The sequence below is a fragment of the Coprococcus sp. AF51-11b1 genome (assembly GCF_027682785.1).
Taxonomy (GTDB): Bacteria; Bacillota; Clostridia; order Lachnospirales; family Lachnospiraceae; genus Allocoprococcus; species Allocoprococcus comes.
In genome coordinates, this window is record NZ_JAQCZB010000003.1 from 182648 (window position 1) to 196808 (window position 14161).

General features: G+C 39.5%; 16 protein-coding genes. 1 reads left to right on the top strand and 15 read right to left on the bottom strand.

Going from position 1 to position 14161, the window contains the following annotated elements; genetic code table 11:
• Positions 1-203: 203 nt before the first annotated feature.
• From PGY05_RS04985 to PGY05_RS05000, 4 genes are read right to left on the bottom strand one after another with little or no spacing between them, the layout of a single operon-like run.
• Entirely contained in the window at positions 204-1358 is a 1155-nt protein-coding gene (locus PGY05_RS04985; protein ID WP_009247525.1) for an AAA family ATPase, read from the bottom strand.
• Positions 1348-1683: a plasmid mobilization protein gene (locus PGY05_RS04990; RefSeq protein ID WP_009247526.1), complete on the bottom strand. Its 336-nt coding sequence runs from the start codon at positions 1681-1683 to the stop codon at positions 1348-1350. The genes PGY05_RS04985 and PGY05_RS04990 overlap by 11 nt, the downstream gene beginning before the upstream one ends.
• The gene (locus PGY05_RS04995) at positions 1673-2764 is read right to left on the bottom strand and encodes a site-specific integrase (RefSeq protein ID WP_009247527.1); all 1092 of its coding nucleotides are present in this window, start codon (positions 2762-2764) and stop codon (positions 1673-1675) included. The genes PGY05_RS04990 and PGY05_RS04995 overlap by 11 nt, the downstream gene beginning before the upstream one ends.
• The gene (locus PGY05_RS05000; protein WP_009247528.1) at positions 2765-2953 is read right to left on the bottom strand and encodes a transcriptional regulator; all 189 of its coding nucleotides are present in this window, start codon (positions 2951-2953) and stop codon (positions 2765-2767) included.
• 448 nt (positions 2954-3401) lie between these two features.
• Here PGY05_RS05000 and PGY05_RS05005 point away from each other — a divergent pair, with 448 nt between their 5' ends.
• Positions 3402-3932 carry a helix-turn-helix domain-containing protein gene (locus PGY05_RS05005; protein ID WP_009247529.1) on the top strand — a complete coding sequence of 177 codons (531 nt, stop codon included), beginning with the start codon at positions 3402-3404 and terminating at the stop codon, positions 3930-3932.
• A 292-nt stretch (positions 3933-4224) separates the two neighbouring features.
• On the opposite strand, the gene guaA is transcribed toward PGY05_RS05005, so the two are convergent.
• The 11 genes from guaA to PGY05_RS05060 all read right to left on the bottom strand — a co-directional run bounded on the left by guaA (position 4225) and on the right by PGY05_RS05060 (position 14108).
• Positions 4225-5772 (bottom strand): glutamine-hydrolyzing GMP synthase, encoded by a 1548-nt coding sequence (gene guaA, locus PGY05_RS05010; protein WP_008374035.1) that lies wholly within the window; start codon positions 5770-5772, stop codon positions 4225-4227.
• A 194-nt stretch (positions 5773-5966) separates the two neighbouring features.
• Positions 5967-7331 carry an MATE family efflux transporter gene (locus PGY05_RS05015; protein WP_270475433.1) on the bottom strand — a complete coding sequence of 455 codons (1365 nt, stop codon included), beginning with the start codon at positions 7329-7331 and terminating at the stop codon, positions 5967-5969.
• A 100-nt stretch (positions 7332-7431) separates the two neighbouring features.
• The gene (spoIIID, locus tag PGY05_RS05020; RefSeq protein WP_055155744.1) at positions 7432-7686 is read right to left on the bottom strand and encodes a sporulation transcriptional regulator SpoIIID; all 255 of its coding nucleotides are present in this window, start codon (positions 7684-7686) and stop codon (positions 7432-7434) included.
• A gap of 107 nt (positions 7687-7793) precedes the next feature.
• Positions 7794-8093 carry a cyclic-phosphate processing receiver domain-containing protein gene (locus tag PGY05_RS05025; protein WP_270475434.1) on the bottom strand — a complete coding sequence of 100 codons (300 nt, stop codon included), beginning with the start codon at positions 8091-8093 and terminating at the stop codon, positions 7794-7796.
• A complete protein-coding gene (locus PGY05_RS05030) occupies positions 8090-8458 on the bottom strand; it encodes a hypothetical protein (RefSeq protein ID WP_270475435.1) in 369 nt (122 codons plus the stop codon). Before PGY05_RS05030 ends, PGY05_RS05025 begins: the two co-directional genes overlap by 4 nt.
• The gene (locus tag PGY05_RS05035) at positions 8452-9129 is read right to left on the bottom strand and encodes a hypothetical protein (RefSeq protein ID WP_270475436.1); all 678 of its coding nucleotides are present in this window, start codon (positions 9127-9129) and stop codon (positions 8452-8454) included. Before PGY05_RS05035 ends, PGY05_RS05030 begins: the two co-directional genes overlap by 7 nt.
• A 231-nt stretch (positions 9130-9360) precedes the next feature.
• A complete protein-coding gene (locus tag PGY05_RS05040) occupies positions 9361-9843 on the bottom strand; it encodes a hypothetical protein (RefSeq protein WP_270475437.1) in 483 nt (160 codons plus the stop codon).
• A gap of 112 nt (positions 9844-9955) precedes the next feature.
• Positions 9956-10903: a hypothetical protein gene (locus PGY05_RS05045; protein ID WP_270475438.1), complete on the bottom strand. Its 948-nt coding sequence runs from the start codon at positions 10901-10903 to the stop codon at positions 9956-9958.
• Positions 10893-12359 carry a DUF2779 domain-containing protein gene (locus PGY05_RS05050; protein WP_270475439.1) on the bottom strand — a complete coding sequence of 489 codons (1467 nt, stop codon included), beginning with the start codon at positions 12357-12359 and terminating at the stop codon, positions 10893-10895. Before PGY05_RS05050 ends, PGY05_RS05045 begins: the two co-directional genes overlap by 11 nt.
• 79 nt (positions 12360-12438) lie before the next feature.
• The gene (locus tag PGY05_RS05055; RefSeq protein ID WP_270475440.1) at positions 12439-13539 is read right to left on the bottom strand and encodes a helix-turn-helix transcriptional regulator; all 1101 of its coding nucleotides are present in this window, start codon (positions 13537-13539) and stop codon (positions 12439-12441) included.
• 134 nt (positions 13540-13673) lie between these two features.
• The gene (locus tag PGY05_RS05060) at positions 13674-14108 is read right to left on the bottom strand and encodes a hypothetical protein (protein WP_270475441.1); all 435 of its coding nucleotides are present in this window, start codon (positions 14106-14108) and stop codon (positions 13674-13676) included.
• Positions 14109-14161 lie beyond the last annotated feature (53 nt).

Here is a 14161-nt window from a genome sequence, read left to right on the forward strand (position 1 = left end):
GGCTCTCCGAGGGGTGAGCGTGTGCCGGTGGCACACACGCCTGCGAACCGACCGAGCCAGCAGGCGAGACCAAAGAGCCGCCTTTGAAAAGGCACTCTCTGCACACTCCCCTAAACTTTATCCGGTGTCAAAGTGTGACGATGGTGACAATGTTTTTCACAGCGTGCTGCTCTCAAAAACATTGACACCTTTGACACCGTTTGTCACGCCGTCTGCTCGGTTTCTTTCCAAAGTGAAACCTTTCTTCCGTCGTGTGTGCGGCTGTTCTGATAACGGATACCGTAATCACGAAACAGCCTGCTTGCGTTGATACTGAGCCTTAAAGAAAGTACATTCGGCTTTATATCCACCGCAAGCCTTTCGCAAAGTTCCGAAGCAGTTCCTTCCCATCTGTCACTTTCCGAAAAGAGCGTATCCGCTATCTTCTCAAGCAGAGGTTCGGGCGGTTCTTTCCACATCTCCGTTTCCGATTTTGCAAAGTTCCACACCAATCGCTCGCTGTCCCTTACAAGATGGATTTTCATATCCTGCTGGTCTCTGCCAGCAACATCAAGTGTGGCATTGTTGGAAGTACGCTTGTCCTTACTGAGAACAAATGCACCGTCTGCCGCACCCATCAGACCATTCGTGCCTGAAATCATATCGAATATATCTTCCGATTTTTGTTTGCGTGTATGATGAACAATAAGCATTGAAACCTTGTAACTGTCTGCCAACGCTTTCAGCCTTGCCACAACATCATAATCACTTGCGTAGCTGTAATCTGCTCCGCCTGCTTCACGCACACGCTTTAAGGTGTCTATGATAATCAAGCCTGTGTCTGGGTGTTCCCTCATAAACCCTCTTATCTGTTCTTCCAGTCCGCCATTGACCGTTTTACATTCCGTTGCGAAATACAGATTGCCTGTCTCCTTTGCACCGAACATCTGAAACAATCGCTTCTGCAAACGTGGGTAATCATCTTCAAGGGCAAAATAAAGCACCGTTGCCTTACGCACCTTATACTCCCAAAGCGGTGTGCCTGTGCTGATATGATAGGCAAGCTGTGCCATCATAAAGCTCTTTCCCACTTTCGGGGAACCTACGAAAAGGTAAGTTCCCCTTTGGAGCAGACCGTCGATAAGTGGTGTCTGAACCTCAAACACCGTATCATACAGCGTTGTCATTGATACTGTTTTCAGATAGGAAGGGTCTAACTGTCTGAGTATTTCCCTTTGCATTTCTTCAAAAGATTGCTCGTACCCCTTGAAATCCGTATCCTGATTGACTATACTATTGTCAGTACATTTGGAAAGTGACTGTTCCGCATCTGTTGCCGCAGATACATTTGGAATAGTCATTTCTTTTTTATTCTCCATTCGCATCCTCTCCTTTCAAACCGCCGAGAATAATGGAAATCAGTTCTATTACACTCAGCAGTTCATCATCCACACCTTTTCCTGCTTCAATCCTTTTCAGTTCCGCAAGGACTGTGGCAAATTCCGTTTTCAACGCCTTATACACTCTCGGATTGCCCTGTACCACCACATCCTGATTTAAGCAACGGCGGTAACAATACTCCTGTTTTGGCAATCCTGATAGAGCTACAGCTCTGTTAATGAGTTCGTTTTCTTCGGGCGATACTCGAAACCCTACTGTGATATTCCTCCAACGATTTTTGTTATCTCTGTTCTTAGCTGACATTTTCAAAATCTCCTTTCCCTAAATCATCTAATTTTTCTGCCATCTCAATCTGCTTTGACGGAAAGAGGTGTGCGTACTGATAAGTAATATCAATACTTTCGTGACCAACTCGGTCAGCAATCGCCACCGCAGAAAAGCCCATATCAATCAAGAGTGAAATGTGGCTGTGACGGAGATCGTGAATGCGGATACGCTTCACGCCTGCCGCCTTTGCCCCTCTGTCCATCTCGTGATGAAGATAGCTTTTCGTCACCGTAAAGATACGGTCTTTCTTCTTCAATCCGTAAAGCATACCGAGATATTCTTTCATTTCCTCACACAGAAACTTCGGCATTTTAATCGTGCGGTTGCTCTTTTTCGTTTTCGGAGAAGTAATCACATCCTGCCCTTTCAAACGCTGATAGGATTTATTGATTGTGACTGTTTCCTTATCAAAGTTGAAATCTGCCGGAGTCAAAGCTAACAGCTCGCCCTCTCGGATACCGCACCAGTAAAGCATTTCAAACGCATAAAAGGAAACAGGCTTGTCCATCATCTCAAAAGAGAATTTCTTGTATTCTTCCTTTGTCCAGAACAGCATTTCCTTGTGTTCCTCACGTCCCATATTTCCCACCTTTGCCGCAGGATTGGAACGCAGTTCATAGTAGCGGACAGCGTGATTGAAAATGGCGGACAACTGATTGTGCAGCGTTTTCAGATACGTCTGTGAATAAGGCTTTTTCTTCTCATCACGATAGGCAAGCATTTCATTCTGCCAAGTAATAATCTCCTTTGTGGAAATCTCGCTGATTTTCAGTTTCCCGAAATACGGAAGTATCTTTGTGCGTATGATATGCTCTTTGGTAAGCCACGTGTTTTCCTTCAAACGGTTCTTCACATCATTGATATAAAGCTCCGTAAAGGCTTCAAAACTCATATCAAGGTCTGAAGAAGTCTGCAATTTGAACATTCTTTCCCATTCCTGTGCTTCTCGTTTGGTAGCAAAGCCACGCTTGCATTTCTGCTTGCGTTCCCCTTTCCAGTTCACATACCTTGCCATCACATACCAAGTACCGTTATCTTCATTCTTAAATACCGGCATTTACATTTCCCCCTTTCCTGCTCCGTAGAGCCTTTCGTAAAAATACTGGCGATTTACACGCCCTGCAATCGTAATAAAGCCCTTTGCTTTCAATTCCTCATTTAATTGTCTGATGAGTTTATATGCATAAGGTTTTGATACGTTTAGTTCCTGAGCCACATCTTCGGCTCGGATAAATCTGTTTTCCATATCCTTTTTCTTCCTTTCTTAAAATAATTTTTTGCTTGCCGCTTTCTCCGTGTTAAAGTTCCAACAGGCACTCCTGCTTGTCGGCAGGCGCTGTGCTGTCCCAATGCACCGCAGTACATCAGGCGCTCGCTCGTATAGGGGTTCCCGAAAAGTCGGAGACTTTTGGGGAAGAGGAGGAGCAGTGCAGCGAATGAGCTTTTGTGCTTGCACACAAGCGAACGATACGGAACTTGCTCCGACGAGGTCTTGGCGGTTTGGCTTTTCGGACGGTCATTCAGTTGTCGCATTAAGCATATTTGTTTAATTCGTAATTTATTTTACTAAACATATTTGCTATTGTCAAGTGGTTGCAAAGAAAATATTAAACATTTTTGTTTCGGTTTTTCTTGACTTCCACTAAACATTTCTGCTATACTTATTTCACTAAATATAAAAGGAGCGTATCATTATGGCTATCAGCGAAAGAATACATTTTTTCAGACTAATGCGTGGTATGACACAAAAGTATCTCGGTACAGCAATCGGTTTTCCAGAAAAGAGTGCTGATGTGCGTTTGGCACAGTACGAAACTGGTACACGCAAACCGAAAGCAGACCTTACAAATGCATTGGCACAGGTGCTTGATGTTTCTCCACAGGCTCTTGATGTTCCTGACATAGACAGCTATATCGGTCTTATGCACACTCTGTTTACCCTTGAAGATATTTACGGTCTTACTGTCAGTGAAGCAGACGGAGAGGTATGCTTAAAGGTCAACAAGGACAAAGGCAGAGAAGCATATGAACTCCTCAAAATGCTGTATGCTTGGAAAGAACAGGCAGACAAGCTATCTTCCGAAGAAATCAACAGAGAAGAATACGATAACTGGCGTTACCATTATCCAGAGTTCGACACCACACAGCGTTGGGCAAAAGTTCCATCACAGGAATTAAGTGACGCTCTCGTGGAAGCATTCAAAGACCACTTGAAAGATAAATAAGCACCTACAGGACCTGCCACTGGCAGCTCCCTACAGATGCTTTGGCAACGACAAAAAAGCCCTTAACTATGGTTATTAACCACAGCTAAGGGCTTAGTTTATAATATGGAATTTGTTCAGAGCCAAGCTCCGAACTTTAGTCTGCAAGCCACCTGTTAATTGTTCCGTTACCCATAAACCACTGGATAACAAGAATAATGGCACTTGCTATGACTGTTATCAATTTGTTATCAAAAGACTAATCGAAATCGCTGAAACCCGCATAAACACTGGCTTTTTTAAGCAACTCGATTTATTCAAACTCAATCGTTCCCGGCGGTTTACTCGTCAGATCATAGAATACTCTGTTAACCCCACGAACTTCATTGATAATTCTGCTCATTACTTTATCAAGTACTTCATACGGAATCTTCGCTGCCTCAGCAGTCATAAAATCTACCGTATTCACTGCACGAAGTGCAACTGCATAATCGTAAGTTCTCTCGTCACCCATAACACCAACGCTTCTCATGTTGGTCAGGGCTGCAAAATATTGTCCGATGCTGCGGTCAAGTCCCGCGTTTGCAATCTCTTCTCTGTAAATTGCATCTGCATCCTGTACGATCCGTACTTTTTCAGCCGTTACTTCTCCGATGATACGGATTCCAAGTCCCGGTCCCGGGAATGGCTGACGAAATACAAGCTTCTCCGGAAGTCCAAGTTCAAGACCTGCCTTGCGGACTTCATCTTTGAAGAGATCACGAAGTGGTTCAATGATTTCTTTGAAATCAACATACTCCGGAAGTCCTCCTACGTTGTGATGAGACTTGATCACTGCTGATTCTCCGCCAAGTCCGCTTTCTACAACGTCCGGATAAATCGTTCCCTGTGCAAGGAATTCCACTGCACCGATCTTCTTTGCTTCTTCTTCAAAAATACGGATAAATTCTTCTCCGATAATTTTACGCTTTGCTTCCGGTTCTGTAACTCCGGCAAGCTTGTTGTAGTATCTTTCCTGTGCATTGACACGGATAAAGTTCAGGTCAAACTGACCATTCGGTCCAAATACTGCCTCAACTTCATCGCCTTCATTCTTACGAAGAAGACCGTGATCTACAAATACGCAGGTAAGCTGTTTGCCGATTGCTCTGGAAAGCAGTCCTGCTGCCACAGAGGAATCAACTCCACCTGAAAGCGCAAGAAGTACTCTTCCGTCCCCAACTTTTTCACGGATTTCCTGGATGGTATTTTCAACAAATGCATCCATCTTCCATTCGCCGACACATCCACAGACATTCTTTACAAAGTTGTTGATCATCTTGGTTCCTTCCGGTGTATGAAGCACTTCAGGATGGAACTGGATTGCATAAAGCTTTTCTGCTGCATTTTCTGCTGCTGCTACCGGACAGTCTGCTGTGTGTGCAGTAATCTCAAATCCCGGTGCCACCTGCGAAATATAATCAAAATGGCTCATCCAGCAGGTTGTTGTTGCAGATACATTTTCAAATACTTTGGAATCTTTCTTGTCGATGATGACTTCTGTCTTACCATATTCTCTGACGTCAGCTTTTTCAACTTTTCCGCCAAGTACGTGAGACATAAGCTGTGCACCATAACAAAGACCAAGTACCGGAATGCCAAGCTTAAAGAGTTCTTCAGAATAAGTCGGTGAATCCGGTTCGTAACAGCTATTCGGTCCTCCTGTCAGGATAATTCCCTTCGGGTTCATTGCTTTAATCTTTTCGATATCAATCTTATAAGAATAAATTTCGCAATATACATTACATTCCCTGACACGTCTTGCGACAAGCTGGTTATACTGTCCACCAAAGTCAAGTACAATCACTAATTCGTTCTTCAAGGTTTTCCTCCTGTAAAATACGATCCTTTCAGACCGCTTTTTCTATTTATTGCTTTTGTATTTTATTATAGTAGAGCTCTGGATGTTTTACAAGCATTTTCTATCACCCGAACCAAAGTTTGAACTCTGGTCTGCAATTAAAACTCATATTCAAGCATCATCTTTCTAACACAAATGACAACTTTCTTCTGTATTTACACAATTGCCCCATGTTTCCACTTTCCATTAAAGTACCGGATAATAAAACAGATTGCACGTACTACCCAGTCGATCACCATTGCAACCCACACGCCAAATACTCCCAGTCCCATATATTTTCCTACCAGATAACTGAATCCGATCCGGAAAATCCACATCGACACAATCGATGTATACATGCAGGCTTTTGCATCTCCTGCCGCACGATACGCTGCTGGAAGAGCAAATGAAAGTGGCCAGATAATCATTGCACTGATTCCATGGAAATGAATAATATTTGTTGCTGCCGCAGCTGTCTGATCTGACAAATTGTATGCTTTCAAAATCAATGGAAGTGCAAGGAAAATAAGTGCTACCGTTCCCACCATTGCCACATAAATGATCGCAAGCAGTTTTTTCAGATAGTAACGTACCTGTTCATAGTCATTTGCGCCGACGCACTGGGAAATAACTGTCGTAATTGCCAGCGAGATCGCCATTCCAGGAAGAATCTGGAACAGCGCAATCGCATTGGAAACTGCATTTGCCGCAATTGCATAAGTACCGAAGGTTGAAACCAGACTCAGCACTAAAATTTTGCCCAGCTGAAACATACTGTTTTCCAGACCATTGGGAACCCCAATTGCAAGTATTTTCCGTATCATTCTTCCATCAAACCGGATTTTCAGTGTCCGCTCAATATGCAAGATACGTGTCTGATTGCAGAGCAACACTGTTATCACTATCGCGGCAACCATTCTGGAAATCAGTGTCGGTATTGCAACACCCGCCGTTCCGATCCGTAATCCGAACACAAGAATTGCATTTCCGGTTACATTGATCGCATTCATCAAAAGCGATACCCGCATGGATACCTGCGAATTCCCCATCGCACGGAAAATTGCTGCCCCACCATTATATAACGCGATAAATGGAATCGAAGCTGTTACAATTAACAGATAAATATCTGCATGTCCTTTTACTTCCGCTGTAATGTGACCAAATACCTGATTCAGAATTATATCTTTTCCAAAGTAAACCAATATCATGATCGCAACCGCACTAAGACTCACAAACCATACCAGCTGTGTAGCCGCTTTACATGCTGATTTTTCATCTTTCCTGCCAATATACTGTCCGGCAACAACTGCTCCACCAGTCGCCAGTGCTGCAAAAATATTGATGATCAGAATCATAATATTGTCAACCAGCGACACACCCGACACAGCTGCTTCTCCAACATTTGCAACCATAATAGAATCTGCCATCCCAACAAAAACTGCCAATAACTGCTCGATTACCAAAGGTCCGATCAGATTTGCCAGTTCCCGATTGGAAAACAGATAATGACTTCGATCCTGTTTTTGTTTCGTTTTCCCCATTCTTCTCTTTTCCTGTCCCTTCTCTTTTGTATATCCCCGTTTTCTCTATTATATACTGTAAAAATGTAATACACCATCTTTTTGCAAAGAAAAGGATTTTTTATGCGTGCTGATGCAGGTACTTTTCTCTGGTAGCAAGTCCGCCCCGGATGTGCCGTTCCGATTTGTTCAGATCCAGAACCTTTCGCGCCTCACCTGCAAGAGATGGGTTGATCTGGAGAAGGCGTTCTGTTACATCTTTATGTATCGTACTCTTACTTACCCCAAACGCCACCGCCGTCTGCCTCACCGTCGCCTTATTTTCAATAATATAATAAGCAATCTCAACCGCTCTCTCCTCGATATAATCTTTCATAAAAACCCCTGCATAGTTTGTTTTTTTACAATCTATGCAGGGATGTGGTGATGTATGTCTGCTAAAAAAAAGCTTCTTTCTTCGTCGAATATCTCTTTCCTCTGCTCCTACCAATATCTCCGAATCATCCGCAACATATTTTCTCTGCCAACGGGATTCATCGTATGAAGCCTAATTGGATAAAAACGTTCATTCTCCGCCAGCCAATCCAATAATTTAATCCCATCCCCACCATCATAAGCATAATCTCCTAAATCATGATCACAATCAATTAATAAAATGGGTTCCTCCGCTGATTCAATTGTTCTCTTTGCAATATTAACACTTTTGCACCATACATATCCTTCTGGAGCAGGTCGTATATCATCCAGCCATATCTTCATACATTTTCCTTTATAAATAGTCATCTTTTTTCATCTGCTTTCCATCCTATATCCAAATATGATCTATAATGACTACTATTATCATAAATTATTTTTTCTACAGATTCCAGACCAAATTTCTTCATTATTTCATTAATGTATTCTTCACCTATATTGGGATTCATATATAGAATACACAGATTTTTTGAAGTAATTTCAACCCGACCACGAGGATAATAATTATATGAATACCGACATTTTCGAGGCTTTATTTCCTTCCAAATTTTTCTATGCACATAAGAATCTCCCGACTTTGAAATTCCATATTCATATTTTTGCTTGTCAAATGGAACTGCCCAGATTTTTCCGTCTATTAACCAGAATACTCCTTTATGTGGTCTTGCTAACATTTTCGTTTTCCTTTGACATAATCATCCCAATCCAATTCATCTTTTGAAACAATCTTTGCCTTATATAGCGGTGATAAATATTGATACACTTTTCTATGATTAAAAAAATAATCTCCATGTTTTAACGCACCAGTTTCAATCTCTCCTTCCGAATTCACATATTCACATTGTATTCCACAACAATCATCTCCTACTTCTTTGAGCCGACAATAAAAAGCACCCGGTGCATATGGTCTGCAGTCTATAACCAGGACATCACCTGGCTGATATGGAACAGGCAAGTTTAAATCGGGACATACCGAATGAAACTGTCCCTCTGCTATCCTTCCTAACGCTCCTTTTAAATAATTTGACGATAACTTTTCATGAATAAAATATTGAATCTCTCCATTTTTATCCATGATGTATGTGTATTCCGGCGATAAAAATTCGTTTTTCTTAATCTCGTTCTTGCCACTAAAATATAATTCAACCCGCCAATATAAAGATTCCCATATAGAATCCGGATCATTCCAATAATATTCCTGCACTGCCTTTTTCATGTCTTCAAAAGATGTCATAATATACGGGCCATCCATAATATCACTTTTATTATCATCATTATAACCCATCAACTGTATAAGAAAAATCTTTTCACTTTCCATCGTTAAATATCGCACTGCCTGATCCATACACTCGCAGCATAATTTCAGATAATCCATATCCTGTTGCTTTATGTCTGATGTTGCTCTCAGCTTATACAATAATCCCTGTTTTCTTTTTAAACCGACTGGTGCTCCGGCAATAATTGACACATAGTCTCTCAACTTCAGTCGTTCTGCATGTTCCATTAAATATACATGCAATTCCGGTGATTCAATTAAATCCAAAATCTCTTGTTTTAATTCTATCGTCATATAAATCTATTCACCACTTTCTCTTATCACATCATTTTCAATTCCATATCTCTCAAGTGCATCGTACACCTTGTGATACACCATCTGATTCGGATAATATCTATAATCAACAAATATCTTGATACCGTCTTTATAGAAATATTCATGGATAGCCGCCGCACATCCTGAACTTCTGCTTTCGCCATATTCACATTGACAGATGATATCTTTTCCTTCTTTTTTTGCATTGAAAATAAATTCTGCAAGATCATCTACTTCTGGAAAATATGTCTCATAAGTCAAATGATATTTCGGCAATACTGCCAGATCAATGTCATGCAGTGCTGCCTGAAATACACAATTCGTTTTCGCCGAATAGTCTACCGGACTGTATTCCGCATCACGGAATTTTCCTGGCGGATCATAGAAACTGATTACGGCTGCATTTTTCGGGAAATCTTTTTCCAATAATTTTTCTATTGATTTTCTTGAATAAATGAATATTTTCAACTTTTCCACTCCTATCTATGCTTGATAAGTAATAGTATATATGATTGTATGGGGCAAAAATGGCTCATTTCTGAGCATATAAAAAACAGTGCCGAAACACTGTTTTTCCATCTTATTTTTCTCCGATTAAATCTCTGATTCTATTTAATCTATCTTTCAACACTTGATTCAATGAATCCTTTATATCATATTTTTCTAATTTATTTTTTTCATATTCCTTTTCATCTTCACTTTCTTTCATTGTTTTTATAAAAGCCTCCGCTGCCATAATCTTTTGCATCTTAGGCCAGACAATAAAATCCAATTGCAATGGGTAAATTTCTCTTTTTACTTCTTTTTCATTATATTCTTCGCAATATTTCTTTATAACATCTCTGTAAAATTCATATGGATACCTAATCATTTCCTCTGTCTCGTTTTCTGATAATGTTTTGATTGAACTCCATGAACCTATAGACTCTGCTTTTAACAGCAATTTTTCACCATCTACTTTTTTAAAAAGCTTATCTGGCAATTTAGTGAAATAGTCCTTGTCAAAAAAATCTTCTTCTTTGAAGCACCTTTTAAACCATTCTAAACTAAAACTATCCAAAGGCATATGACAAGCTTTAAAACGCTCTCTCATTTTATCATCAAGTTTACAGCAATATAAATATTTAAATGCCATGTTTACAATCTTTTGTGCTTGACCATATGACACCATTACTCCGTTTTTCTTAAAATTTTCATGTAAACTTTTACATAATTCCACATGTTTCTCATTAAAATCTATTGAATTATCTTTTGTTAAATATTCCCTTATCTGATATGCACACCCACTCGGTTCTTCCCCTTCGCAAATTCTTTTTATCTTCTCTCTTTTATCAACATCATTTTTACATTTCTTAACCTCCGACTCCGATGACCATTTAAAAGTCCTACATGCATCAAGATAACCTTGATATAATGCATCAACATAAACCTTTATATCTTTCTCCATAGGAGGTTTTTCATCAAGCCATTTTTTATAATCTGCCCTTATTACATCTTTAAAATTTTCTACTTCTTTTTCAATCTCCATCTTCTGTATCTCCTTCCAAAACTCTCACAAGTTCTCCCCACACTTTCACCATCGCATAGGTATCCAACTCACAGTACTTCAATAAATTATGCCTTGCCTTCTTCTGCTCCTCCGCTGGCATATCTTTTATCCTCGGAAATATCGTCATTGCCTCTGAGCCATTGTGTACACCTTCCAGATTATGATAATTCAATTCCGGATCATCCGGAAATATCGCCGGCAGAACACTTTTAATTGAAAATGATCCTCCCATCGCCCGGTTATAATAATGACCTGCCTGAAATGGATCCAGTAAATCTTTGATATTCTCTTTGATATTTAATAAATGCTCAGATAAATCCGGGAACATTCCCGCCAATTCTTTAATTCTGCTGCATTCAAACGACTTATTGTACGCCGTTACACACACATTCATCGGAATATCCCTACACAAAGCTTCTGCAATTGCCTGCAATGGATTTTCTCCTGATTCTGCCAGAAATTCTTTATGTAATAACGGTCCACCTGCAGACTTTATATAATGTAATGAGTACTGGAATGGTATCTGCTGATATGGCTTTGTTCCCGGGAACAACGGTATCACTGGTTGCATGGTCTCAAAATCCAGAAAGTACAACGGATAAGACAATGTACTTAAAAATTTCCGGATTCCATCAATATTTACATATGTACCCTTATCTTCTAATGCAAATTCAATCTGCCGTAATTGCTTTTCATTCTTAAGCTTTCCACAGGCTTTTAATTGCTTATAATCGGAAATCCCTTCCCGGTAATATTCTAATTTTCTTTTTAACGGCATTCGATACAAATCAAATACAGATGGTCTTGGCAAATTTTTTGCACAATATTCCCAATACGGACATCCATATGGATCTTTACAATATAATCCCAGTTCCCGCTCCGGCTCATTCTCTGATTCCAACAATGTATCTTCCTGTAATAAATTCTTCTCTACTTCCCCAATCTCATTTCTCACAAATTCAGACACATCCGTAATTTGAAACAGCCTTTCCAAATCCAATTTTCCATCATATACATAATCGTTATTGATGGAAACTATGTATGTTCCTGTAATCCGCACTCCGCAATGTTCCAGTACGTACTTCTGATAAGCAACGTCTGCCACATATACCGCTTTCATATTTTTCTCATTTACCGTCGAACTTTTTACTTCATATATTGCCCATCCGTCATTTTCTCTTTTCAAAATATCTACCGCACAATAGCACCCCTGATAAGAAAATGATGCTTCACATATGACAGATGTCTCGTGTTCTATTTCCACTTGTGTCCGGTCTGTCATTGCAGGTAAATTTAATTGTCCATTAACAGTCTCTGTTACATCTACCGGCTTTCCAAATAATTCTCTTGCCAGCTTCCCTACTTCTGTTCCCGCTTCCATTCTGGAATCATCTGTGGCATCTTCGGCTTTCTCTTCCGGCTTGTATTTATCCATCCACAACATCTTCGGACATTGCCACAATCTGCAATATTTCGACTTTGAAAAATGATTCTTCATCTCTTATGCCTTTCTTTTAATCTTCATATGCTTCCCACGCTTTTTTCAAGTCATCCCTTAATTTATCTCTTAATCTCTTCGGCTGCAATATCACCACATCCGGCGCATAATTTTTTGCGAACTGCTCCACTGCACGTTCATTTACATGCACGCTCACCGATACATGCGTATCCGTTTCTTCTGAAAAATTCACCCCTTTTCCAAATAAATCAATCACATCGGATATCATTGCTTTTACGATTCTAAATTTAACAAACGCATTTTCACTGGAATACATATACACATGCTCTTTCATATATTCATTCAGATTCATCGGCTGATGTCCGGACCATTTCAAAGTTTCAAATGGCTTACCTTTTTCCTCAAGAATCTGTATGTTTCGAATCCTGTCTACACGGTAATTCGAGATATCATCATATTTATCATAGTTGCAGATCAGATAATACTTTCCCTCCTGCACAGCCATTTGATATGGCGTAATGATATATTCCCGTACACTACCATCTTCCCGTTTTTTCAAATGCATTTTCTTATCTGTATGGTATTCTGCATATTCAAATAAAACCTTCTTCTTTTTACGGATTGCATCGTCTAATATAGCAATATTGTAAAACACCTGTTTATTATCTGTCCGTTCAACCGGCAATGGATAGATATACTGCGAGCAAGATTTAAAATATATATTAGATAACGATTCTAATTTTTTAATCAGCTCTTTTGCCTGGCTATAAGGTATATGTTTTGAAAACAACAGGCTGTCTATTAATAGGCGCAATTCTTCATTCGTGAATTTCTGCTTCAGGTAAAAATCCGTCCATAACAAATCGTCTTCCGAGATTTCTTTATCCGCAAAATCCGAGGTGCCTTTATATGATACAGAATCTTTTTTTCTGAAAATATCTTTCCGTGATACTTCTCGATATTCAATATTGCTTTCATATTCAATCAGATTTAAGAGATTTCTTTTCACGGCTTTCCTGTCAACCGTCATTTCATACTCTCTTTTCAAAATATCCTGTATCTCTTTCTGGCTCAGTCTGTGTTCTTCATCCGTATATTTCTGCAAGATATCTAAAATATACAAAATCACCAATTTTTTTGGATGTATATCACTCATACTTTTTGCTCCCTGTTCTGTGCAGTTCATATAGTATCATTGTATGCCTACACTTCACAGATTTCAATGGGCATAAAAAGACCGAACAGTAAAATATCATTCAACATCTCATCTCTTGTACATAATTTTCGACTCTATAATCTTGTATAATCCGGCATAACAGGAAATCCGTTTTTGTCGTATTGAATTTTATTATTTTCTTCATAAGTATCTATCCATACCTGAACAGCCACTTCATATCCTGTTGCTATTTTGATATTATTTTTATCAACAATTGATGTAGTCCAATGGTATTTACTTTCACTCGTCAGTATATAGATTAACTCTTCTTTTTGTTTTGTTGACAATCTTATAGAATTCTTTTCTGGAACATACTCCGGCTTGTCCAGTCGAACAAACGCACAATTTTTCAAATCCCACATATTATCTAAGAATACATACAGATATGGTATTGTTGTCTCCGTATCATGTTGCTCTATCGCAACCTTAATACTTACCTTTTTACATAATCTGGGATTTATAATTGATATACAAAGATTGTCCTGCTCACTTTTTGTATTATTCCCCATGTATGATTCCTCCACTACTTCTTTTTTGCTGACTTTATTTTAAGAAATCTAAT

Coding starts and splice junctions, on each gene's coding strand:
- PGY05_RS05005 (WP_009247529.1), top strand. CDS start 3,402: ATGGCTATCAGCGAAAGAATACATTTTTTCAGACTAATGCGTGGTATG.
- PGY05_RS05000 (WP_009247528.1), bottom strand. CDS start 2,953: ATGGAAAACAGATTTATCCGAGCCGAAGATGTGGCTCAGGAACTAAAC.
- PGY05_RS05035 (WP_270475436.1), bottom strand. CDS start 9,129: ATGGATCAGGCAGTGCGATATTTAACGATGGAAAGTGAAAAGATTTTT.
- PGY05_RS05055 (WP_270475440.1), bottom strand. CDS start 13,539: ATGAGTGATATACATCCAAAAAAATTGGTGATTTTGTATATTTTAGAT.
- PGY05_RS05025 (WP_270475434.1), bottom strand. CDS start 8,093: ATGACTATTTATAAAGGAAAATGTATGAAGATATGGCTGGATGATATA.
- PGY05_RS05050 (WP_270475439.1), bottom strand. CDS start 12,359: ATGGATAAATACAAGCCGGAAGAGAAAGCCGAAGATGCCACAGATGAT.
- PGY05_RS05015 (WP_270475433.1), bottom strand. CDS start 7,331: ATGGGGAAAACGAAACAAAAACAGGATCGAAGTCATTATCTGTTTTCC.
- PGY05_RS04995 (WP_009247527.1), bottom strand. CDS start 2,764: ATGCCGGTATTTAAGAATGAAGATAACGGTACTTGGTATGTGATGGCA.
- PGY05_RS04990 (WP_009247526.1), bottom strand. CDS start 1,683: ATGTCAGCTAAGAACAGAGATAACAAAAATCGTTGGAGGAATATCACA.
- PGY05_RS05030 (WP_270475435.1), bottom strand. CDS start 8,458: ATGTTAGCAAGACCACATAAAGGAGTATTCTGGTTAATAGACGGAAAA.
- PGY05_RS05060 (WP_270475441.1), bottom strand. CDS start 14,108: ATGGGGAATAATACAAAAAGTGAGCAGGACAATCTTTGTATATCAATT.
- PGY05_RS05045 (WP_270475438.1), bottom strand. CDS start 10,903: ATGGAGATTGAAAAAGAAGTAGAAAATTTTAAAGATGTAATAAGGGCA.
- PGY05_RS04985 (WP_009247525.1), bottom strand. CDS start 1,358: ATGGAGAATAAAAAAGAAATGACTATTCCAAATGTATCTGCGGCAACA.
- spoIIID (WP_055155744.1), bottom strand. CDS start 7,686: ATGAAAGATTATATCGAGGAGAGAGCGGTTGAGATTGCTTATTATATT.